General features: G+C 51.4%; 16 protein-coding genes and 2 pseudogenes. 11 read left to right on the plus strand and 7 right to left on the minus strand.

Features of this window, described 5'->3' with window-relative positions; translation table 11 throughout:
• Nucleotides 1-179: 179 nt before the first annotated feature.
• Nucleotides 180-5,585 carry a carboxypeptidase regulatory-like domain-containing protein gene (locus FE784_RS36760; RefSeq protein WP_139607221.1) on the plus strand — a complete coding sequence of 1,802 codons (5,406 nt, stop codon included), beginning with the start codon at nt 180-182 and terminating at the stop codon, nt 5,583-5,585.
• A gap of 37 nt (nt 5,586-5,622) precedes the next feature.
• A complete protein-coding gene (locus FE784_RS36765; RefSeq protein ID WP_139607222.1) occupies nt 5,623-6,693 on the plus strand; it encodes a Gfo/Idh/MocA family protein in 1,071 nt (356 codons plus the stop codon).
• A 427-nt stretch (nt 6,694-7,120) separates the two neighbouring features.
• On the opposite strand, the gene FE784_RS36770 is transcribed toward FE784_RS36765, so the two are convergent.
• Nucleotides 7,121-7,381 (minus strand): hypothetical protein, encoded by a 261-nt coding sequence (locus FE784_RS36770; RefSeq protein ID WP_139607223.1) that lies wholly within the window; start codon nt 7,379-7,381, stop codon nt 7,121-7,123.
• Between the two features lie 43 nt (nt 7,382-7,424).
• Here FE784_RS36770 and FE784_RS41365 point away from each other — a divergent pair, with 43 nt between their 5' ends.
• Complete coding sequence (locus FE784_RS41365; protein ID WP_176706784.1) at nt 7,425-7,853, plus strand: hypothetical protein; 429 nt, start codon at nt 7,425-7,427, stop codon at nt 7,851-7,853.
• A gap of 270 nt (nt 7,854-8,123) precedes the next feature.
• On the opposite strand, the gene FE784_RS36780 is transcribed toward FE784_RS41365, so the two are convergent.
• Together FE784_RS36780 and FE784_RS36785 are read right to left on the minus strand one after the other, a co-directional pair.
• Nucleotides 8,124-8,495 carry a helix-turn-helix transcriptional regulator gene (locus FE784_RS36780; protein ID WP_139607224.1) on the minus strand — a complete coding sequence of 124 codons (372 nt, stop codon included), beginning with the start codon at nt 8,493-8,495 and terminating at the stop codon, nt 8,124-8,126.
• A gap of 208 nt (nt 8,496-8,703) precedes the next feature.
• On the minus strand, nt 8,704-9,075 hold the full coding sequence (locus tag FE784_RS36785) for a hypothetical protein (RefSeq protein WP_139607225.1): 372 nt from the start codon (nt 9,073-9,075) through the stop codon (nt 8,704-8,706).
• A gap of 193 nt (nt 9,076-9,268) precedes the next feature.
• On the opposite strand from FE784_RS36785, the pseudogene FE784_RS42245 reads away from it, so the two are divergent.
• Nucleotides 9,269-10,234, plus strand: a pseudogene (locus FE784_RS42245) (sialidase family protein); the annotation flags it as partial.
• Nucleotides 10,235-10,402: 168 nt separating this feature from the next.
• On the opposite strand, the gene FE784_RS36795 reads toward FE784_RS42245, so the two are convergent.
• Both FE784_RS36795 and FE784_RS36800 read right to left on the minus strand, forming a co-directional pair.
• Complete coding sequence (locus FE784_RS36795; protein ID WP_139607227.1) at nt 10,403-11,731, minus strand: IS110 family RNA-guided transposase; 1,329 nt, start codon at nt 11,729-11,731, stop codon at nt 10,403-10,405.
• Between the two features lie 93 nt (nt 11,732-11,824).
• Nucleotides 11,825-12,217 (minus strand): annotated as a pseudogene (locus FE784_RS36800) (IS110 family transposase); the annotation flags it as partial.
• 412 nt (nt 12,218-12,629) lie between these two features.
• Here FE784_RS36800 and FE784_RS36805 point away from each other — a divergent pair.
• Nucleotides 12,630-12,743 (plus strand): RNA-binding S4 domain-containing protein, encoded by a 114-nt coding sequence (locus tag FE784_RS36805; protein WP_139607228.1) that lies wholly within the window; start codon nt 12,630-12,632, stop codon nt 12,741-12,743.
• Nucleotides 12,744-13,566: 823 nt separating this feature from the next.
• Here FE784_RS36805 and FE784_RS43035 read toward each other — a convergent pair.
• The gene (locus tag FE784_RS43035; protein ID WP_425465590.1) at nt 13,567-13,830 is read right to left on the minus strand and encodes a transposase; all 264 of its coding nucleotides are present in this window, start codon (nt 13,828-13,830) and stop codon (nt 13,567-13,569) included.
• 423 nt (nt 13,831-14,253) lie between these two features.
• Nucleotides 14,254-14,427 (minus strand): hypothetical protein, encoded by a 174-nt coding sequence (locus tag FE784_RS41370; protein ID WP_176706785.1) that lies wholly within the window; start codon nt 14,425-14,427, stop codon nt 14,254-14,256.
• Between the two features lie 322 nt (nt 14,428-14,749).
• On the opposite strand from FE784_RS41370, the gene FE784_RS36815 reads away from it, so the two are divergent.
• The 6 genes from FE784_RS36815 (at nt 14,750) to FE784_RS36840 (ending at nt 21,917) form a co-directional block, all read left to right on the plus strand.
• Nucleotides 14,750-17,200 (plus strand): extracellular solute-binding protein, encoded by a 2,451-nt coding sequence (locus tag FE784_RS36815; protein WP_139607229.1) that lies wholly within the window; start codon nt 14,750-14,752, stop codon nt 17,198-17,200.
• 28 nt (nt 17,201-17,228) lie between these two features.
• Entirely contained in the window at nt 17,229-18,521 is a 1,293-nt protein-coding gene (locus FE784_RS36820) for an ABC transporter substrate-binding protein (RefSeq protein ID WP_139607230.1), read from the plus strand.
• Nucleotides 18,522-18,541: 20 nt separating this feature from the next.
• Entirely contained in the window at nt 18,542-18,982 is a 441-nt protein-coding gene (locus FE784_RS36825) for a hypothetical protein (protein WP_139607231.1), read from the plus strand.
• 313 nt (nt 18,983-19,295) lie between these two features.
• On the plus strand, nt 19,296-19,520 hold the full coding sequence (locus tag FE784_RS36830) for a hypothetical protein (protein ID WP_139607232.1): 225 nt from the start codon (nt 19,296-19,298) through the stop codon (nt 19,518-19,520).
• 1,056 nt (nt 19,521-20,576) lie between these two features.
• A complete protein-coding gene (locus FE784_RS36835; protein ID WP_139607233.1) occupies nt 20,577-21,188 on the plus strand; it encodes a hypothetical protein in 612 nt (203 codons plus the stop codon).
• 264 nt (nt 21,189-21,452) lie between these two features.
• Nucleotides 21,453-21,917, plus strand: a complete 465-nt coding sequence (locus tag FE784_RS36840) for a hypothetical protein (protein ID WP_139607234.1) — start codon at nt 21,453-21,455, stop codon at nt 21,915-21,917.
• Nucleotides 21,918-22,459 lie beyond the last annotated feature (542 nt).

The following is a 22,459-nucleotide window of genomic DNA, read 5'->3' on the forward strand; positions in this document are numbered from 1 at the left end:
TTCCGCCCGACGGGCGATTGCTCCGAGCATGCCGTGCAGGGCAGGAAATGGCGGTTGCAAAGCGAAAGGTCCGACATATGGCTTGGCATTATCCTGCATAGGCCCAGTCAACAGAGCCTGAAATCAGACTGTTCTCTTCCGCGGCCACCCCTAATGATATCGGGAGAGGGGCGATCGAAATGCGTGCAAGAGGCAAGCGTTCGTTTATTTATTTGGGTGTGCTGGCCATGCTGGCAGGCGTACTGCCGATATACCCGCCGACAGCGGCGCAAGCGGAAGGAGGGAATGATATGAACCAGTTGTCGGTTGAGGCGGAGCCGATCGATCTGTATGCGGACAAATGGCTAGTCGCGCCTGAGACGTCGTCCGCGCCGACGATTGACGGTCAACTGGTCGAGCCGCTTTGGAGCGGAGCGGCAGCGGCGGATGACTTCCGCACGGCCTACTACGCCGCGGCGACAGAGCATCCGGCGGCGTACAAAGTAACGTACGATGATGACTATTTGTACCTGGGCGGTACGCTGGATGCGGCGGAAGCCGACGCGTTGGCCCGGATCGAAGTGGTGATCGCTGTGCCGTCCGGGGAACGCGGCGTTCATTATGTAGCTCCATTGGTTGTCGATTCGTCAGACACAACAACAGGAACGACCTACTGGTTTCGCACACTGGAAAGCAGCTTCGTCAATACCGGCAGGCAGACGATTTCCGGCGCCAATTACCAAATCGGGGTCGCAGGCGGGACGATGACGGTGGAAGCGGCGATTCCGCTTGCCGCGATCGCCCCGACGGGAGTATCGGCAGGGACGGAGTGGCGGTTCAATATCGTGCACATCGCCAAGACGAATACGTCGCCGCTCAGCTCCTGGATTCCGATTCGCCATTCCGAGCGATGGGACAGAGGCAATGGCAGCCCGGTCCGCTACCATGGCGATCTGGTCGGCGAAGGAAGGTTCGGGAGCCTGTTTTTCGGGCAAATGCCGGCGAGTTTGCTGCCGCAGCCGACTGCTGCGGTGGATACAACTGGATGGATGCCGGGCAATCCGCTCCTCCGCTATACGAGCTACACGGAAAAGGAACTGACCTTTGATCGGGAAAGCTGGCCGGCGGAGACGGCGGACTACCGGCTGCAATGGAAAACGCCCGAGGGAGAATGGGAGGGTGTGAATCTGCTCTCGTCCGACGGGGACGCCTCGACCTATACACTGCGCTTTGAACATCCGGCAGCCAAAGCGTTCGGGCTGTACCAGTTGCGCGTAACGGCTGTCCCCGCTGCGGCGACAACAGGACATACGGCCACGCTGCTGTTCGAACGGGAAGCGCTGATCCGATCCGGGGTGTCCATTCAACCGGCTATGGAACCGGTGCCGCCGAGCGCGACCGTAACATGGGCAGCGCCGTCGGCGCAAGTGCTCGCGACGATGGCGCTGATCCCCGATCAACCCGGGTACCGCTATGTGGGTCTGCCGGAAATGCCAGAGCTGTACCCGGACGGGTTGTACACACTCTCCACGGATGGACATAGTATGGTCGCGACCAAGACGAGCACCGTGTATCCGAATGCCGCTTTTCCGGAAACCGAGGCGATTGAAGTAATTGGACCGGCCGGACTGCCGGTCGAGATCCCGTACTACGAGGATAGCGAGGGCAAACGCTATCCGCTGACCGGGCATTTGTGGTATTTGCAAAAATCGCGGGCGGTCAGCAATACGGCGACAATTGCTAACACCGATCCGCTCGGCGCGGCGCGCCTGCTGTACGCCTTTGCCGAGAAATACCGCAACTACAACCCCACCGTTGATCAGGCGTGGTACTACGATTCGCTGGAGCGCCATAACGGACCGCCGTATTCCTACTGGGGAGGCATGTGGTACCGCTGGTTCGGCTCCGATCTATCTTCGCTCGCGCCGCTGATGCGGGCGTACGCCGAGGTGAGCAAAACAAATGCTTTCGACGTACTCAGCACAGAGCTTGGCGTGGATGTGGAGCAGGTATTGCAGGAAGAGATGTTTGATCCTTCCATCGACTATATCTTAAGCTACCCGCTGGGGCTGGGGAATTTATCGTATACGAACTGGAACGGCATGATCGAATACGGCAAGGCGCTGGGCGAGCCGGACTTTATTCACCGTGCCGTCGAGGCGATGGAGACGTTTATGAGCGGACTGTTTTTGTCCGATGGTTTCTGGCAGGAAGTATCGCTGTCTTATCACAACGAACTGATCAGCGGGATCAAATCGGCCAGCGACAAGCTGAAAGGCTGGAGCGATCCGGTCGGCTATGTGTCGCCGCGCACCGGCAAACGGCTCGACAACCTGGACATGGAGCAGGAATATCCAGTCATCAGCAAAGCGCTGCAAATGAAAAACCGGGTGGTATATCCGGACGGCAAATTTTACCCGATCAATGATACATGGGCCTACGTCCAGTCTACGGCTGCCCCGGGTCTCGGACCCCTGCTGCTTCCTTCCGCAGGGATCGGAAGGCTGGCGGGAGGAACGGGAAGCGGTCAGACCCAGCTGTACACGACGTTTGCGCCGAATTACAAAAGCCATTATCATTACAGTCCGCTGAATTTGAATTTGTATGCGGCAGGGCAAGAGCTGCTGCCGGATCTGGGTTATACGTTCAACACGTTTTACCGCTGGTTTTCCTTGTCGACCATGGGACACAACACCGTAGTGGTCAACAGCCGCAATGCCCAGGCAGGCGGCGAAGCGCTCCATGGCGGGGACATTCGCTCCTTTGTGTCCGAAAATGGAAGTTTCCAGGCGATGCGGGCATCGTATGAGCAGGCATACCCCGAAACGGACGCCTACAATCGCGAGCCGTGGTTTGTGCCGTTTGCCGACGGCGACGGCGCGGAAGGTTATGCGCTGGACTTGTTCCGGGTATCCGGGGGTAGCCGGCATGAATATACGCTGCAAGGCGACGCCAACCGGGATGCCGAATTTGTCACGAGCTTGCCGGTAACGGAGTACGGTCCGTATTTGCTTCCGCCGGGAACGGAAGTAGTGCAGCCGGTGGCGAACAATGACAGCGGCAGTGCCGAAGGACATTATCCGGGCTACATTTACGTACGCGATGTGCAGGAGGTCGAGCTGCCGCAGGATCGCTACGAACTGACGCTGAACACGTACGACGCTGGCGGCGGTTCGAAGCTGCGCATTACCGGCTTGCTGGAAGCGGGGACGAACGAGCTGTACCTGGGGCGTTCGCCGTCGCTGCGGGCGGCCAGGCTGAATGGCCGCAGCTACGATAATAACGATGAAGCCGTCAAGTATACGATGCCGAAAATGGTGCATCGCCGCGACGGAACGAATCTGGAGAGCAAATTCGTAACCGTAATGGAGCCGTATCGTGCGGAGCAATCGCCGCGGATCGAGTGGTCGGAGCGGCTTCAGCCGGACCAGGCGCCTGCGGGAGCGATTGCCGTCCGGATCGTGTACGGCGACACCACGGACCTGCTGCTCAGCAATCCCGATCATCCGGACCAGCCGATGACCATCGGCGATGTGACGATGGTCGGGCAGATGGGGCTGATCCGGCTTATCAACGGAGCGGTTCGGGAAATGTCGCTTGTCGGGGGCACGCTGCTGTCCAAAGGCAGCATCTCGATTACCGGTTCAGGCACGACGACTGGAGAAGTAGAGAGCACGCAGCGAATGGCGGACGGCGATCCGTACGATGCGTTGATTACAGCGGATACGGTCGGAACGGAAGCGATCGGCCAATATGCGGTCGTGACGCATCCCGACGGCAAAACGAGGGGATTCCGGATCGGCGGGGTAGAGCCGCTCACAGGCGGCAAAACTGCTCTGATGCTGGCCGAGGAAGATCCCGGTTTTACGATCCTGCCTGACGGCAGCTCCATGCAGACGACGCATCCTTCGAAACGCTGGACCGGCGCGCATATATTCGAAATTGTGAATGTGATGCGGCAGAGCGGTTTGACGGGGAGCGCGGAGCTCGGCGATGCGACAGTGACGGGAACGGTGAACAATCCCGAAGGCGCGCCGCTTGCCGGTGCACATGTGCGGCTGGCCGGCAATACGAGTATTTCGGCAGTAACGGATGCGAACGGCGGATTTGTGCTGGAGCAGGTGCCGGCAGGCGTGCAGCGGGTGACGGCATCCAAAGCCGGATATATCATGACCGTATCCGGTACGGTCGCTGCGGTATCCAACGCCACGGTTCATGTCGGGGTAACGATGGCCGGACGTACGCCTCCGCTGCTTTCATTGGCTCCGGGTTATGTGGCGAAGTCGGGAGCGGAAGTTCAAGCAACGAGCACAACTGACGGTACTGTCTATCTGGTGCCGTCCGGCACCGTCCGCAATCAGGCGGCGATCGAGGCTGCGGCGGTCACTGTCGGCGGCGTTGTATACGGCGTATCGGCGACTGTAACCGCCGACGTGTATGCGCTGCTCGATACAAGCGGTATGCTGCCCGGTGCGTATATCGGATATGCGATCGATACGAAGGGACAGATTTCGACTGGAAGCGAGCTGTGGCTGACCGGCGACCATCAGCCGTATATTGATAACGGCGACGCGTCGATCCGGCAAACGGGAGCGTGGAGCGAGCCCGCTGGTGCCAGCTATTACGGCGGCAGCGCAGTCCAGTCCCGTCAGATCGGGGATATGATCGAAATCCCGTTCTATGGCTCGCGCGCCAAGGTGCGCAGTCTGGTCGGCACGTCGCGCGGACTGGCGGATGTGTATATCGACGGCCAGTTTGCACAACGGATCGACATGTACAGCGCGAGCGTCAAGTACCGGCATCCGGTCTATGACACTGGACCGCTTGCGCCCGGTCCGCATACGATCCGGCTTGTCGTGACCGGCGAGCAAAACGAATTGGCGACCAATCGTCTGGTATCGTTCGACGTGCTGGAGGTCATGATGGAAGGTCCGGAAGTAGTTCTGACAAGCGGAAATGCCGTGGCTGCCGGAGCGGCTGTCACAGCTGTAAGCAATCGCGCGGGCAATCTGTATCTGGTGCCGCAAGCAACCGCTCCGGACCGCGCGGCGATCGAGGCGGCGGGGACAGGAGCGAACGGGAGAACGGCAGCTGTAACCGCCGACGTGTATGCGCCGCTTGATACGACAGGTCTGGCAACCGGTTTTTACCGGCTCCATGCTGTCGATGCGGCGGGTCTGGTGTCCGAACCGATTCGCATCGCAGTTATCGATACTGTTTCACAGTCGGCTGTTATTGACGAAGAAGATGCCGCCGTCGCTTACTCGGGCGCATGGGTTACAGCGGCGGGGAGCGCTTCGTATGGCGGTACCAGCAAGCGAAGCAGCACGCAGGGCCACAGCGTGGAGATTGCGTTCTACGGGAGCGGGGCTTCTGTGCTTGCGCTCGTCGGCACCTCTCGCGGCATGGCCGCTGTCTACATCGACGGCCAGTTCGTCGAGCGGATCGATATGTACAGCGCGAACGTCAAGTACCAGCATCCAGTCTACAGCACGGGGACGCTGCCGGCAGGGCCGCATGTGCTGCGTCTGGTTGTCACCGGCGAGCGGCGGGCGGAAGCTACCGGATACCATGTTTCGTTTGACGCGCTGACGGTGCAGCCTTGATTGTAAAGCACTAACAGAGAGACGGGAGAGAGAAACCATGACTGTAACAAAGACGGTTTCATTGGGATATATCGGCTGCGGTGTTATGGGCCGTGTCTATATGAAGGCGGCGGAAGCACTTCCGATCGTTCGCTCGGCCGCAGTCGTCGACTTGGACATGGAGGCGGCCCGTCAGGCTGCCGAAACGTTTGGCATCGGGTGTGTCCATGCGAGCGCCGACGACTTGCTGGCCGATCCGGCGATCGATGCCGTCGTGCTGGCTCTGCCGGCTTCGGCGAGAACCGGGCTGGCGATTCGGGCGTTCCGCGCGGGCAAGCATGTGCTGACCGAGAAGCCGGTGGCGATGAACGCCGACGAGGTGCGGCGGATGATTGCGGCCAGAGGCGACCTTATCGCCGGGTGCTGCTCGGCGCGGCTGCGCTGTCAGGACTCGGCCGAAACGGTCGAGCGCATCGTCGCTTCCGGCAGGCTGGGCGACATCCGCGTAATCCGCAGCTGCTGGCAGACGGCGCTCAAGCCGCTTCAGCCCGGGCAGACGCCTCCGACGTGGCGGTTGTCCACCGCGATCAACGGTGGAGGCAACCTGGCCAATCTCGGCTCCTACGCACTGGATTATTTGCTTGGCGTTACCGGTTGGCGGATGGTGCCGGAGCAGGTGTTCGCCCGGACTTGGGGCGTACCGGCTCCGTTTCTCGACCAGGTGGCTCCGGGTTCGGATGCGGAATCGCTCACGACAGCGATGGTGACGTTCCAAGGAGGGACGACGCTGCTGCTGGAGCAAGGCGAGCTTCGGGTCGGTCCGCACGAGACGGCATGGCAAATAACGGGCACGCTCGGCACGCTCAGCTTCTGCATCCTGCCGAAGACGCAGGCCATCGTCCTGCATGAATACGTCGACGGCGCGGTGCGGGAAGAGATCGTCTGGGAAGGGACGGGGACGTTTGCGGAAATGCAGGGGCGGCTGCTGGAGGACTTCGCCGAAGCGGTGGCCTACCGCCGTCCGCCCAAGACGACGCTGGAACAAGCGCTGGTCGTGCGCGAGCTGCTGGACGCCATCTATGCGTCCGCCTCGCTTGGTCATTCGGTGGAGACGCATCCTATCGGATGATCGCTTTCGTTTGCTCGGACCGCTTCATTCGAATGGTCGAAATATGCCAAATCGGGAAAAAGGTAGGTTAGGTTTGACGCTTACGTTGGAAGTATTAGAAAACAGCACTATGCAGCTAAAGGGTGAGTATTGGACGAGAAGAAAAACGGTTGGGGAAATTCGAGTTTCCCGTCATTCAAAGTTAATTATCAGAGAATAAACTATGCAGCCATCCTTAACGGATGGTTTTTTTGTGTCGCAACTCACGCTTCCCTTGCGACATAAGACCCCGTACCGGACGGTTCATATTCCGACGAAGGGGTTGTTAGTATGTCGTACAAGGAAAATTTCAAAATCGCGTTAGAGGAAGGAATACTTCGGACGAAGAGTTGCTGGAGTCGCTGCAATTGGATCAACGCTACTGGCATGCATTGGGCATCACATCCGTTCAAGAGGCTTCGGTTTCCATCAACACGCTGACGAACTTCCGCGCCGGTTCATCGACTATTTGGAGGAGACGGGAAACGATCTTCTCGAGCAGGAAACCAAGTCCCTTTCCCATGCCCTTGCAGACGTTGTGGGCCTGAATAAGAAAATGGCGCGCATGGATTCCTTCCTGATCAGCAGCGCGTGCCGGAACCTGACTCGACTGGAACTGGTGCGCAGTGCCGGAATCGCCGCGTCCCTTTTTGGAACCCACCCATCGCAAGGAGCATCTCTACGCGATCGCCGTTCCGGAAGTGCCGGGAAAATTGGCTGGGTTGGTTCAACTGGGCGGGCAATTGCACACCTTCCTGCAAACACGTGAGAATGCCGCTCCGATTGAAGCGTTCGCCCTGCTCGACCGCCTCCTCCAGGAGCAAACAACAGAGGGGGAAGGCAAGCTGGAACTGAAAACGCCGGGCGAACTGGACAGCGGCCGTTTGCAAAATCCCTCCGATCCCGACGCGACCCATCGCGTCAAAGGTGGAAAAGGCAGTACGGGATACTCCTACCCAGCAGAAGAAAACGGTGTCCAGCATCCGGTTTACCGAAAACAAGCTACAATCGCCTCCGCTCGGCCGGTCCGGCAGCCGGATAGAGCTACCGACGGGGAGTTTCCGTGTGAGGATCGGCTGGCGGACGAAGCCCGCGATCGGCTTACAGGGTGCAGCTACGCGATATGGAGCAGATCGTGCTGAAGGCGAAGCGCAAGGCGATTAAGGAGGACGGTCTGCTCGTTTCCGACCATCTGCAAGAGGCGTACATGGAGTACCGCCCTCAGAAGGTCGGCGTATAACGTATCCCAAAAATGCATCCACTTCCACCTGAACCGTGGTTATGGATGCGTCTTTGCCTATCATTGGGGCTGTTCTGCTCCAAAATGGGACATTCCCAAGCGAAAGATGTCCGCTTCGTTGATTGTCGCCGCGTTTCTTTGTCTCTACACTTGGGAGCAAAGGGAGGTGGGACTATATAGGGGTCAATTCTGACAGTGATTCTGCGTCGGTTAACTGTCTCGTTCTGTATTCATTCGGGGTCATCCCCAGCTTTTTCTGGAACGGGGTATAGAAGCGGTGGGGCGAGGCATAGCCGATTTCCCCGGCGATTTGCTCGACTGGCAGATCGGTTGTCCGCAGCAGGTCCTTGGCCGCTTCGAGCCGCGTATCGAGCAGCTTTTGTTTGAACGAGGTCCGGAAGTGCCGCTGGAGAAGCCGGTTCACCTGCTTGATGCTCAAGTTCATTTTCTCGGCGAGCATTTCCAGCGTCAGCGGCTGCCGGTATCCCATGAAAAAGAGGTCGATGATGTGCGAACGCAGATCGTCCTTGGCTCTGCTCGGCATGGCGTAGTCAAGACGGCTGTAGGGGCGCCCGGACCGATCGCTCGCGCGACGCGAACGATATTCTGGGCAAACAGGCTTTGCACGTTCGTATACCAGCCCAGAGAAGGCGTTTCGATTTCCGAGCGAATTTCATCGACCAGTTGTAACAGGTGGCCATGATCCGTGTTGGCGGGCAGTTTGCGGTAAGTAACGTCGGACAGCACGGCCTTCAATTGCTCTGCTTCCGTCCCGGGAAACCAAGGATCGTTTCCGCTATCGTCCCGAAATGTAAACCGCAGCGTGCTGCGCACGACAGAGTTGCTCTCATCGAGTTGACGGCGTGAAAGAGGTTCGGACCGATCAGATGAATGGAAGCGTTTTCGAGTGGTTGCTGCATTTCGTGGAATATGAGCGTTCCGGAGCCGGAAAGCACGAATTGTAGCTCGAAGGCGGCATGGTTGTGCTTCTCCTGCACATAATCGAGCGGCCACGGAATGATATTGTCGTTGAGCAACACATCGAACAGCAGAGAACCGATGCGAACCTTGATATTCAAACGATCCCAGAACGTGGATGCAGCCAAATCGCGCGAAAGCGCCATTCGTATCCCCCCCCCCTGGTTGCTCTGTCGCGTTTATTTGAGCACAGGGTGGTCGAAAGCGGTAATCCTTCTCTGGGAGTATCGCTTGTCGGCTGCCGCAAGGTGGAGGAGACGACGATGATGCCGCTTAGATCAAAGGTAACGATGAAGAGAGGGTGTATCGATAGTGAGAAGAAGTCAGAAGGTTCGTGCTATGTCGGTTTTATTGTTTCTCAGCTTGCTGCTGGTGCCGCTCCAGCCGGTAAAGGCAGATATTGAATCAGGACAACACGATGTGACTGTCGCGCCAGGGGGAGCGCGAAATACGTATTTCCCGGACGTGGAGAAGCTTCAGAACGGAGACCTGCTGGTCCTCTACTACGACAGTCCGGCCCATACGTCGCAAAGCGGGAGGATCGCGATGGTACGCAGTACCGATGACGGCCAGACTTGGTCGACGCCGATTACCGTGGCGGATTCGGTGTACGACGACCGCGACCCCAGCATCATGCAAATGGGCGACGGAACGCTGCTGGTCAACTTTTTTTCCACAGACTGGAGTCAGAGCCCGTCCAAAATATTGGGCACCTATCTGATCCGTTCCACCGACGGCGGACTCACCTGGTCCAGTCCGGTGCTGGTGGAGACGAAGCTGGATTATTCGGCGACGACCTCGAAAATCCTCGAGCTGGATAATGGCGAGCTGCTGATCCCGCGCTACGGCAAAATGCCCGGCCATTGGCAGTCGAAAATTATGATTGGCAGGAGCAGCGACGGGGGACTCAGCTGGCCGCAGGCCAATGAGGTGGAGATACCGAATCCTTATGGAACGAACTGGGTGGAGCCTGCGCTCGCAGATCTCGGGGGCGGTCATTTGATGGTCATGATCCGCTCCGCCAAATATGCGCATGAAGCGCACTCGTACGACAACGGCTTGACCTGGACAACGCCTGTCCCGACCGATATGGAAGCCCATGCGTCCAATCTGCTCGTGCTTGACCAGGGAGGCCCTGGGCAGAGAATATTGCATACGTGGGGGGATTATTCGAGCCAGTATGCATTCGGCCGTCCAGTCGTCGGACAAATCATCCTGGCGGACGGGACGCCCGTATCGGAACGGGTCAAGATGTACGCCGGGCATTGCGGAGACGAAAGCTACCCGAGCAGCGTCCGGCTGGACGACGGCCGTATCTTTACCGTCTATTACGACGCCTGCGCCAAACAGATCAGAGGCACGTACAGTACAGTTGACGATTTTCTCGACTATGAGCCGGAGACGGGGATTTGGGACAGCGAAACCGGCAAGCTGGACTTGTGGAAGCTATATACGGACGGCAGCTTGCAAATTTCAACGGATATGAACTATACCCATAACTATTTTCACCCGCACGTGTTGAAGCTGAGCTTGTCGGACTGGACCAATGACGTCGAGTGCGTTGTACTCTCGTTGCTTTGTCCCCAGTGTATGAAGAACTCGTATAAGTTTTCCACACAGGGCAATGAGGGATTGTTTCTTCTTTAGCGGGTTTTGCCTTCGCGTCGTGAAATATCGGTGTAGAGCCTGAAATTCTTTGTTTTTCGCTACCATGGGCATAATGGCTCGGAACAAAATTGCACGTAGGCGCGACCGTCCTCGCTTGGTTATGCCCGTCTGGCCTTTGCGTATGCCGGAGCTGTTTTCCATGAGATTCAGCCCGGCCAGACGAATAATTTGCTGACCGTGATCGTAATGATTCAAATCCCCGACTTCAGCCAGGAATCCGGCTACCGTGAGGACACCGATTCCGGGTATCGTCAACATCTCTGCCGTTCCCGGAATGTTCTCCAGAATCTCCATCACTTTTGCCATGATGGCTTCAAGCTGCTCGTTGAACAGATCGAACTGCCCCAGAAGCGTGCTTAGTTCCATTCGGGCCGCTACGACTCCTTCTGTCAAGCCGATCGAGACAGCTGCGGCGGCATAAAGTGCCTCCGCCCGTTTGATTCCTATGCCGCGCTTCACCTCCGTCCTCCAATGAGCCAGGACGTCTCTGGCCCCCTTGGCGACGATGTCAGCAGGCATTGGAAATGCTCGCATGGTCATGAGCGATACCTTGCCGTCCCAGTCCTTAAACACGCTAGCGTACTCGGGAAAGAAACGGTCGAACCAATTGCCGATGCGGCTTTTGGCTTGGGTCAAATTGTCGGACACCTTCTCCCGGAGGTTCATCAGGATTCGCAATTCTGCGTATTCCTTCGTCGGCAGTTTCGGTTCGGAGTACTTCCCGTTTCGAATGAGATCCGCAATGACTTTCGCATCCTTGTAGTCGCTCTTCGTAGGCGAATTGTCCTCAAGCTCTTTCGTCTTGTTGACATGGTGCGGATTTACAACGACGAACTGAATCCCTTGGTTTTGCAAAAAGGCGGCTAACGGAAACCAGTAGTGTCCGGTAGGCTCGATGCCAAAAATGATGTCCGTCTTGCCTTGGGCCTGCCCGAGCTCCTTCATCCACGTTGCCAGCTTCGTCAGCCCTTCCTGACTATTGTGAAACACGCAATCTTTTCCAAGCTCAATTCCGCGAAAATCTACCGCACGAGCCACGTGCACCCTCTTAGCGATATCCGCTCCGACGACCAATGTCGATTCGGTAATTCGTGCAATTTGTTGATTTTGCTTTTGCTTCATTTTATACTTCATTGTAAGCGCCTCTTTCGTGTTGGGATTTGTTCTTGGCGGAACGCTTCCCAGTATAACAAGTGGCGCTTTCTATTTTCAAAGGGCAAACTACTTCATTACAGGAATGGCTCTTTTCTTAAAAGGTTCAAACTCTTCTTTGTAGTACAACTCTCCCAAAAGATAAGCATCAGCGGCATCCGTCTTCACTTTACGAAGATTGGACTTTCGAAGCCGATTTGAGATGAGCGGATTAATGACAATGTATAGATAGTGATGCTCCTCAAGGAACTGAACAACAGGGCTTTGGTAATGCCCAGTTGCTTCTAGAATAAGCAAAGGGCGTTGTTTGGACGCATGCTCGACATCCTGAACAGTTTGAAGCAGTTTTGCCAGACCTTCCCGAGTATGCTCGAATTGAAACGTCCCTCTGTACGGTTTTCCACGATCTAAAAAGGCTTGTCCATGGCTTTCTTCTTTAGAAATATCTAGTCCGATAACGGGATTCATCAAACTCCTCCATGATGTAAATTTACCGGCAGCCCCTATATGGGTCTTCTTGTCGCTCCACAGCATCGCTTGTTATACGGGATCTCGCGTCCCAACCAGCCTCAAACATGGTCATGACAAGTAGGGGTGAACATTATAGCGCTCGGGATCAAGTCCCACGGGCACGAACGTTCGACCCGGCTACCTACAATCGTCGACCCAAAATGAAAAAGGATCAACCAGCAAGAACTGGTTGATCTCATAATACGAACGGGCACGATAGTGGAATTAGAAAGGGAGCAGACGCCACGGCAACTGCGGGCAGATATCTTTAAGAATACTCTGGAATTCCCACAATATTCCATTATTTAAAACGTTTTCATGTTAAAATATAGAAAGAACATATGTTTCTTTTTTACATGGAGGGAAATTAATGATTACCACCGGAGGGCAAGTCAAACCTTTTCTGCTGGAGCAAAAAATAGTAGTTAATGGGGATCCGGAAAACCGCAGAGGGAGAAAGCTTTATCCCGGCGATACCATCTAGGAGGACGGCATCGAAAAATATCAGGTATTTCGTGTCGGAAGTCAAAAACATTGTTTCATTCAAAGCCGCAATGCTAGCGGCTTTTTTGCTGTATGTTACCAAGTTCGTGTCATTGGACAGTGTCAAGAACTTGGTAACATTCCCGATCGATGTCAAGAACTTGGTAACATTTCCGATAGAATGAATATACACCCGTTGGTTCTTAGTACACTTGTGGTAAAATAAGGGAAATGAATTATGCTCCCTCGGTGCGGTGAACCGAAACGGCAAGGTTTACAGAGAAAATGAGGAGAACCGTTTCACAGTAGAACATTATAAAGGAAACAGAGGAGGCTACCGCGAATATACGGCAGCCAGCCTCGTTAAGCTATCGGGCAGTATAGCGTTGTAAGTATAAGTTATTTTGGTAATATCTCATTCGAAACGGGAAGTACTCCGAACCGAAACTGCCGACGAAGGAATACGCAGAATTGCGAATCCTGATGAACCTCCGGGAGAAGGTATCCGACAATATAATATTGGAAGCAATCATGCAGAGATAACGTCATTAAAGTAACGGATACGATAGTTAATTCTCCATAGACGTCAGCCGGCTATACGATCGGCCGCCGTTGTTCTAAAAAGTAACGGAGAGGATAGTTGAATCACCTGCATGGTCGTCGATTACTTCGACGGCCTTTGAGCGTTCAGAATATGTCAAAAGGCGTCTTTGACCGGCCGTGTTATAGGCTACGACATGATGATTCGTGAAGGAGATTTGGTTTACTCGAGCACTGGATCGTGACGGTATCACTAGTACTGGAATGCGTAAATGACCCAACAGTTAACGTTGCAGAACCTTACCTAGGTAAGTCCATTTAAAAGGTTTGGCCATGGTTTGGTTGAAGTAGCGGATGAAGGAAAGAATTTGTCCCTTCAAATCCTGCTTCGAAGCAAAGTTACCTCGTCGAATAAGTCTACGCACCAGAATGCTAAACCAAATTTCGATTTGATTGAGCCAGGAGCAGTGCTTGGGTGTGTAGATAAACCGGATGCGATGCATGCGATTTGTGAGAAATGCGGTTCGGGAAGCGACTGATTTAAGCACACCAGCCTTACGTTTTTTCCCCAGTTCTGACGCTTCGATTCCGCATCGCTGAGCAACAAGGCGGATGACACTTTCGGAGCAATGAATATGGAGTTAATCGATTACGAAAACCGACTCGGTATCCGGGTCCTGTGCAATAAGAAGTTCCAAATGTTTTGACGGCGCGAAATGGCTTCATCCCGAATCTCCCGTGGAGTCCAATACGTGACAGGGCGTCCGGAGACGTTGGGGTCCTCGCTGGCAATGGCATGATCTGTTTAACCTGCTCCGACGTAAAGGTAGGCGACATACCCGGTCTAGGCGCATCGCTTAGCAATTCGATGATGAACGCTTCCAGCTCATTCGGTTGATCCGATTCAATGACGCCAAGTTGATCGCTATGGTCGATTCAGCGTTCACGCCAAACGCCAACTTGTGGACGATTCAGCGGAATTCGCTGCTGATCTGCAGATTGCTGAAACCTTGCTCTGATTCAAATAGGATGCGAGCGCGTTTGGCAACCTGCTGCGGTGCGAGTCTGCGTCTGACAATTCCTGTTAACACATCGCGTTGTTTGTCGGTCAAGTGCAGCGGCCGTTTTTTCGGTCCAGTATTCATTCCAATCCCCTCCTGGCAGGGTTCGAAGTTTTTATACTACTTCTTACCCGTTTTAACCCAGCTGGTAACTGTTGGTTTTCTTCGGCAATTCAGTACTAGTGAGTGGAGGAAGTACATAACACGGGAGATAAATGCTGATATCGTTTGTCTCGATAATGTTAAACAGGAGTAGGCGCCTCGGCGAGCTGCTCCTGTTCGTTACATTCGTAACTTCAAATATAACAATAAGCCCCGTTTCATACGACGCAGAGAAAAATTTTAATAAAACTTGGTCTTTTTCCCATCCTGAAGTGTCTAACATGACTGGGAGGTGCACCGATCCGTGAATTGGCACGATAATGATCTGTTAATGGAGCATTATGATCGTATCAAGCGGTATATCGCCTACAAAGCGGGGATCGATCAAGCGGAGGATTTGACGCAACAGGTGTTTCTCAAGGCACATCAGTCGCTGAACTCGTTTCAGAACAAGTCGAGTTTGTACACGTGGCTGTATTCCATTGCCTCCAACACCATGATGAACGAAGCAAGGAGGGCGTATCACACCAAAGAGTTGCTGGAAGGTCAGGAGACTAGCTTTTCGCGTTTTATAACGACCGACTTCACGAAGGAGGTGGATTTCAAAATTGATCTTGGTACTTCCCTCAATAAACTAGATCAGATCGACCAAGAAATTCTCACATTGCGTTATGTTGCCGACTACTCCTTCCGCGACATCGCCAAGCTGTTGAAATTGCATGAGAGCACGATCAAAAACAGGATGTACCGCTGCTTGGGAAAAATGAAAAATGACTTGGAAAACTGGCACATCGCAGCGCCCTTCAATCCCAAGCAATACATTAACATGGTCAATATGCTGGAAACCGGGCAAAGCGATCCGGAATTCCAGAAGGTGACCGTCGATTTCATGGCCATTTTGCGCAAAAACTTCCGGCGCATTACATCATCTTTAAATTTCACCCCGCACACAAAAATAGCGTATGAGATTTATCCCGATCTGGAGTCGATGTTCCCGGAAAACAATTCCGCTAAAAAAACCGTTATCGGAACCTTCAGTCAGTTGAACGTTGTGAAGATCGTTTCCCCTTTGAATCCGGGACCGCACTTTGATTATCAGGGCATCGTCCGACGCTCTTTGGCTCTGTATAGTAAAGCGTTAGCCAAGCAATTGAACCCGCAAATACCGAATTTTCTTCTACATGGGGTAGGAGAGTATCTCGCGCAAGAATGGTCCCGCAAGCGAGTACAAAGTTGGGTAGCTCCCATTTACCGACAACGCGAACTCCCTTCTATTAAATACTTGCGGGCAGTGGAGGCGGATAAGTTTTCACAGATTAGAGGTCGCGAATTAGGCTACACCCTGATTGATTTTATCGTGACCCGATATGGCTGGGATGCCCTCCGCCGCCTGCTTCGAGACCTGGGCAACCTCGAACCCATCTTTGAGCGCACACCGAGCCAGTTCGAAGCGGAATGGAAGCAGTTCTTGATGGAACAGTATATGGATGATTCGTGTGACTCATCAGGAGCCGTAATAACCCCGGAACAGCCAAGTCCGAAAGAACGGTCTTTGACGATCCTTGTACCCGACTATGGCGCCGGCTCAACCCGAGTATCCACGTTCATCGAATATGCACAAGCTTTCGAATCCGCCAATCCTGGGATAGAGGTTACAATCGCCGCAATGCCTTTACTCGATTTCCATGGGGCCAAATTTTTGGAACGAATAAGCGGCTCCAATGCGATAGACCTCGTCTTATGGCCTTATGATACCGAGTTCAGCAGACAGGGCTTGTTTGTCGATCTGCTTCAATTTTATAAGGAAGATGGAATAACTCCCGACGACTTATACAAACCGCTAACCGATCTGATGACGGAGAACGGACAATTAACAGGGATCCCGATGTCTCCTCAACCGCTGGCCGTATTCTACAACAGGGATTGGTTCAACAGGGCAAATCTGCCCGAGCCGGCGGAGGATTGGACCTGGGAACAATTTTTCGCGATGTCGGTCCGTTTGAAAGAGGCCAACACCGTCCGGGGGAAGGAGATTTACGGCAGCGCGGTTCCGATCAATCTGGATGTATTTGAATCCTTTGCACAAAGCAACGGCGGCAGCATGCTGTCACCTGACAATAGCCATTTAACCGGATATTTGGATAGCCGGCCTGTCGTCGAAGCGTTCGCCTTTTTGCTGAAGGAGATCAACAACCAAGATGTCGTAAAAAAAGTGCCCAATGGGACACTTGCAATCCTTAAAGAAATTTCCTCCGGCAATGTGGGAATGTGCGTCGGGAGAATCGGGAACTATTTTCCCCTTGCCCATAACCCGGAGTTGAAAGAAAGGATCGGAGTTGCTCCGCTGCCCCGTCTGGAGAGCGGAGTTCGGGCCAATGCGGTATGGATCCAAGCTGCGCTATCCATCGTCGCCGCTTCCAAGCAGCAACAACTGGCCTGGAAGTTCATCAAGGATATTGTCCTTAACCCGAAAAGCGAATTTCAAGTGGATTGGTCGAAACAGGCAACGCTTGCCTCCCAGTCTTCCATTCACAAGCTTAAGCTGAACGACGAGCCGGCATGGAAGGTATTCATTGACGAATTGAATTATGCCGTCAAGCCGGTCATTTACCGCAACCCAAAAACCAAATTGTTCGCTACTGTAAATAGGTTGGATCAACTTGCTTCTCTCGGCTCGGAAGCGGAAGTGCAAATAAAAATGTCGGGAGCAGCTTCTGCGATTGATGAATGGTTGAAGGAGACGAATTGGTATTGACCGATATCTCAATGGAGTGTGAAGATTATTGAAAAAACTCATTGTGACCAGCGCTCTTGTCTTTGCCTCGAGCTTAACTGCCGGGTGCTCCGCATGGACGGACAAACCGACCTCAACTGTTCCGGGCGCCGAAGAAATCACCCTCGTTACGATGGATTCAAATACTAAGAACCGGATCAGCTCGTTCGAGAAAAGCGCCAAGCTGTTTGAAGACGCGAATCCGGGGGTCAAAGTACACGTAGAAAAGTTAGCCACGCCAAAAGGATATAGAGCGGCCTTGCTGGAAATGGCCAAAGACAATAAACCGATTGATCTCATTTACGCCAACCACGATACGATACAAATCGAGCAAAATACATTTGCCGATCTGGTGCCTATGTTTAAGTCGGATAAAATGACTACCGACGACCTGTACGAGAAACTCGTAGAAATGTCGACCGTAAAAGGAAAGCTGATCGGCATTCCATTGAACCCGCTGCCGCTTGCCGTATTTTACAACAAGGAATGGTTTGACAAAGCCGGAATGCCATATCCCGACAAGGAGTGGACTTGGGATCAGTTTTTTAATCAGTCGATCAAGCTGCAGGCGGCCAATCGGGTCGATGGGAAGGAAATATTTGGGAGCGTCGTTCCGTTGGGCCTGCATATGGTAGAGTCGCTTGCGCGGAGCAGCGGGCAAAGCATTATAGCGACCGATGGTAACCGGTTAAGCGGTTATTTGAATAGTAAACCGGTTGTAGCGGCTATAACCAAGCTGCTGTTCCATATGAATACGAGCAAAGCGAGCAAAGCCGTTTCCTCCATAGCCGCTCCGGTATTTAACGAATTGCGTGCGTTTAATGCGGGCATGGGCATTGGGGCGGCAAATATGTTTTATCCTTTGGAAGCTACTTCACAAACAGCAGGAAAATTCGGTTTTGCCCCATTGCCCTTTTTGGAGAAGAGAGCAAAGGCCAATGCTGTTTATTACAACCTGCTGACCATAGCCGAAGGCTCCAAACAGAAGGAGCTTGCCTGGAAATTTATGAAGGACGTCATCCTGAATCCCGACAGCCAGTTCCAGAAAGATTGGGGGCAGCAGGATATGCTGACCGTCAAATCGGCGGTGCCCAAATCCGGACAGCTTTCATTCAAAGGCATGGATGTGTTGATCGAAGAATTAAACTATGCTGTCATGCCGCTTCCTTATCGGAACACGCTTTTAAATAGCATCAAAGTGTCTGATCAGAGCTTACTGACGGCTACGACGGAGGCGGAGGTAATGGCCTATTTATCGTCACTCGCCGAGGAGATCGACAAGCATCTGATCGATAAAAAATAAAATATTTGCAAGAGCCGTTGATGAACTCGACGGCTTTTTGTTTGGTACTGCATGAAAATGTACAAAACCAGGAATCTCCAAATGAAAGATTAGACCATTTAATAACACCTTACAGAAGGGACATTCTGGTAAAGCGTTTTGAAATTCATAGCGCGGCCATGCTATCGGAGAATGATAATGGAAACAAAGCCGCCGATTTCTTCGACGGCCTATTTCTGCTCCTGTTTCGCAGAGGTAAGATAAAGAGTGAAAATTTATATGCCGAACCACCTTACAGCTTTCGCTTGCCCACAATCTGCTCAAAAAAGCAGCGGAGGACACCAAAAACCAAGGAGCTAAGCGAGAACAGGCCGCTTAGTTCCTTGGTTTTTTCCGAATGCCATCCTATTTTGCTGCTGATGGTGTTCCAGAGTTTACTTTTGGGACAGCCTCTCATGATCTTTCCAAACGGCGGAAATTAGTGCAAAAATCCTCGGATTAGAATATAAAACGGAAGTGGATTTTCGGGAGATAAACATAGGGGATAAGCAGCCCGATTGAAGTGTTCTTTTTTGACAAATGTAGCATCCATGTGACAGCACCTTATCCGGGACATCGACATTTCATATCTATTATTCTTATTTTGAGGGAGGTATGTCCAGAATGAAAGAATTGATAGACTCTGATTGGCCAGTACTTTGGACTCTCTAGGTGAGAGCCGGGAGTCGATGTTCATAATTGGTTCAAGGCTTACAACCTAACTAACCAAACTATTAAAGTTGTGGGGGTAAACATATGAATGTATTACGAAACTCTAAAATGGAGAAGATCGGAGTCGGTAGTATTGTTAAGTCTACTGAGGAATTTAACGAGAAATGTAATACAGAAGAACAGGATAGTGGTTACTATGTTCCGTTCAAAGGCGTTAAAGTTAAATACATAAGCGCGGGGTATGTCACTGTATTTGCTAACGGCTACGATAGAACCCACGACGTCAAATGGGTTGAACTGGATAAATAATATGAGTTGTAAAACTTCGTTGAGTTTGAACATAAAAGTTGAGGAAGTTCTTGTCGACAAGAACTTGACCCTTTTGCCGAAGTAAAGTGAAGGTGGCTCAGCTCGACGGATACGATAGTTGAATAAAGAAAACACGACGGCAGCCGGCCAGAAATGATCGGCTGCCTTTGCTTAACTAACGAAGCAGGATAATACATATCTACTGTGGAATAAATTGGATATGTATTGAAAGCGGCGGTGATGTAAATGAAGGAAGGTACTAGGCTGTATTGTCAAAATATCTTATCGAGATTACATTTTATTCGAAGACCCAGTTTTTGGATAGGTATGATTACTAGTTTGCTCGTCGCATCTAGTGGGGTTGCTCTTTTTATTTATTTATTAGTCTATCTAATGCTACGTTATGAATGAATTGGTCAATACCATGGCGTCCGGACATCTTGAAGATGACTGAACTAACGGGCACTGAGAGCTTCATGATCCAGACAGGCTGCCAGCACCGATTGTGGCAGTCTGTTGACCTATTGGCAGGATAATTTCACGACTCCCTTGAATAATGAAAGGTAAAGTTAATTTCAAAAAGCCTTTATTCGTTTAGGGAGTGGCTTAAGAAAGTAGGCAGGATATGAAACTCAAAGGGACTATGACAGAACAAGCATACCGAGAAGAACTAAATGCCTCAAAATTTCACTTGTTCAATGATATATCCATGCGTAGATTCTTAAACATTATCAAAGAGACATTTCCCGTAATGAAAACAGTACACGTATTATCATGGATACCCGAACAAGGTGAGGATATATTTAGCTTTCTTGTGGATACTCACTCAGTTATTAAGATTGAATTGGACCGGTATGATGATACGGTTGCTCCAATAGTCGAAGTGTATCCGATTGAGAAATGGATGAAGGGGATTAGTAGAATATTTCAGATTAAACTCGCGGTTGCCTTGGATTTAGCTAAGAACGATATAACTCAATGCAAATAAAGTAATTTTTCAACTAACGGAGACGATAGTGGATGAGATCCTGCATGGCAGAGGAGGGATGATCGAAAATGCGCTATTCAGTAAGCGTTATCATAACATGCTGCCTCGGGTTATTTCTGATTATTCAAGGTACTACCCCTTCTTATGGAAAGGCCTTGGTTCTTTCTCCAGATAATATGTTGCAATATGCAGATGTGATTTTCACCGGCAACATCATCAGGATTGAAAAACTTGCTCAAAGGAAGAATGAACCTGGACCATACGTAGTCAAACTTATTCATGTTAAGGTCGATCAAATATTAAAAGGGAACCTTGACTCGGATATTGCAATCCTAAAGCAATCGGAAGGGGGGCTAGCCGTACATCAGAACTATCCGGATAGTAAAAAAGAAAAAATGTTGATTCTGCAGCGTAAATTGCCGGACAATACCCTAACTGTTGTGGCAGATTCGAACAACATTGGCATTATCCAAGAAGACCGAGTTGTAGAAGTCCTTAATAATCCTAATGATGAGTACGTCTCTGTCTTCGATCAATTTTATCAGGCTCAAAAAGCAAATGCGAAAAAACCGCCTCAATCCATAAATTCAGCGGCATCTTCGATTAGTTATAGTCTGGTAGCTGTTGCAGGTGCCTTGATCCTTTCGTGCGGCATCGTTCAACTTAGAAGAAAGAAATGATTTTTCTCTTAATTATTCTGATCCTAAGGCTTATACTTATTTTGGGCATGCTTAAGAAGCTTCCCCAGAACTGCTGGAAGGTTTTTCACATCTATGAGCATAGTGGGGAAGGATGCCGACGGAAACGAAATCCATAGCGTCAATACGAGGAAATTGCTGATAGGCAACTCTTGAGGGGGTAGTCACTTTCTGAGAAATTATGTTGCTAGTAATAACAGTGGAATGCAATCGACGTTCGCTTCAAAAGCAGAGCTTCAGGATTATTTGGACAAAAATTACAATAGTCAGTCGCCATTAAAAACGGCTGCCACTGATATTAAATTTAGAATTGACATTAACGATAATACTAAAATAGGATACGATTATTTAGTTTCATTTGGTTATAATCTAGCTTCAGTAGATATAGCACTTGTCGAAATCGAAAATAAAAGTGCCAACGGAAAAGAAATCGCAAATCAAACAAGAAAACAAATAAAAGACTTCATTGAAAAAATGGCCAGAGATATTATCTCTAGAGCACCTGATAAAAAGTTTAAAGTTGAAACAAATAATAGTGAGTATAAATATAAATATATAAAAGTTGATTGGCAGATCAATGTAGAAAATATATGGGCTAATTATGATTTTAAAAAAGGAATTCCTTCGATTGCTGCAAGATATGATTCTCCATTCACGCACTATGACGAGACAGTTCTTTCAACATTTAGATGGGCACCACCAATACGATAGAAGGGTCTGCTTACTGGGCTACTAATAATCGCATTATCAATTAATAATACATCCCAAGATTAAGCTAAACGGGTACGATAGTGGAATTAGAAAGGGAGCAGACGACGTGGCAACTGCTCCCTTTCTTCATTGAAGTAACGGGCAGATTTGCGTAATTGACTGGAAGGAATTTGAAATAATTTAATGAATTATTATTAGTTGGTTTTTGTTCTTTTTGGTGGTGTGTATTTTGACTTATTAGTCCCGAACAAATAGGAAATTGGACATTGGTGTCGGACGTCAAGAACATAGCCCGATTCAAACCCGCATAACTTGCGGGTTTTTGTTTTTATAGGGTCAAGTTCTTGTCGCGGACGAACGACAAGAACTTGACCCTTTTATCGAAGTAAAGTGGGGGTGGCTAAACTACGGGCAGATTAGCTCAATGAAGCGACCTTTCTGAGGTCGCTTTTGCTATTGAAGGAGAGTAGGACAGAAGCAAGCGATCGAGTTTACAAGCGGTGGGCTGCCCTAAACTCAGACGGCGTCGTCTGCAGCTTTTT

It is taken from the genome of Paenibacillus hemerocallicola (assembly GCF_006265175.1).
GTDB lineage: Bacteria > Bacillota > Bacilli > Paenibacillales > NBRC-103111 > Paenibacillus_AB > Paenibacillus_AB hemerocallicola.

Bases quoted from the DNA above. Each gene is read 5' to 3' on its own strand.
- FE784_RS36760 (WP_139607221.1), top strand. From the start codon at position 180: ATGCGTGCAAGAGGCAAGCGTTCGTTTATTTATTTGGGTGTGCTGGCC.
- FE784_RS36780 (WP_139607224.1), bottom strand. From the start codon at position 8,495: ATGCCGAGCAGAGCCAAGGACGATCTGCGTTCGCACATCATCGACCTC.
- FE784_RS36785 (WP_139607225.1), bottom strand. From the start codon at position 9,075: ATGGCGCTTTCGCGCGATTTGGCTGCATCCACGTTCTGGGATCGTTTG.
- FE784_RS41370 (WP_176706785.1), bottom strand. From the start codon at position 14,427: ATGAATACTGGACCGAAAAAACGGCCGCTGCACTTGACCGACAAACAA.
- FE784_RS36795 (WP_139607227.1), bottom strand. From the start codon at position 11,731: ATGAAGTATAAAATGAAGCAAAAGCAAAATCAACAAATTGCACGAATT.
- FE784_RS36835 (WP_139607233.1), top strand. From the start codon at position 20,577: ATGCGCTATTCAGTAAGCGTTATCATAACATGCTGCCTCGGGTTATTT.
- FE784_RS36765 (WP_139607222.1), top strand. From the start codon at position 5,623: ATGACTGTAACAAAGACGGTTTCATTGGGATATATCGGCTGCGGTGTT.
- FE784_RS36825 (WP_139607231.1), top strand. From the start codon at position 18,542: ATGAACTCGACGGCTTTTTGTTTGGTACTGCATGAAAATGTACAAAAC.
- FE784_RS36805 (WP_139607228.1), top strand. From the start codon at position 12,630: ATGATTACCACCGGAGGGCAAGTCAAACCTTTTCTGCTGGAGCAAAAA.
- FE784_RS36830 (WP_139607232.1), top strand. From the start codon at position 19,296: ATGAATGTATTACGAAACTCTAAAATGGAGAAGATCGGAGTCGGTAGT.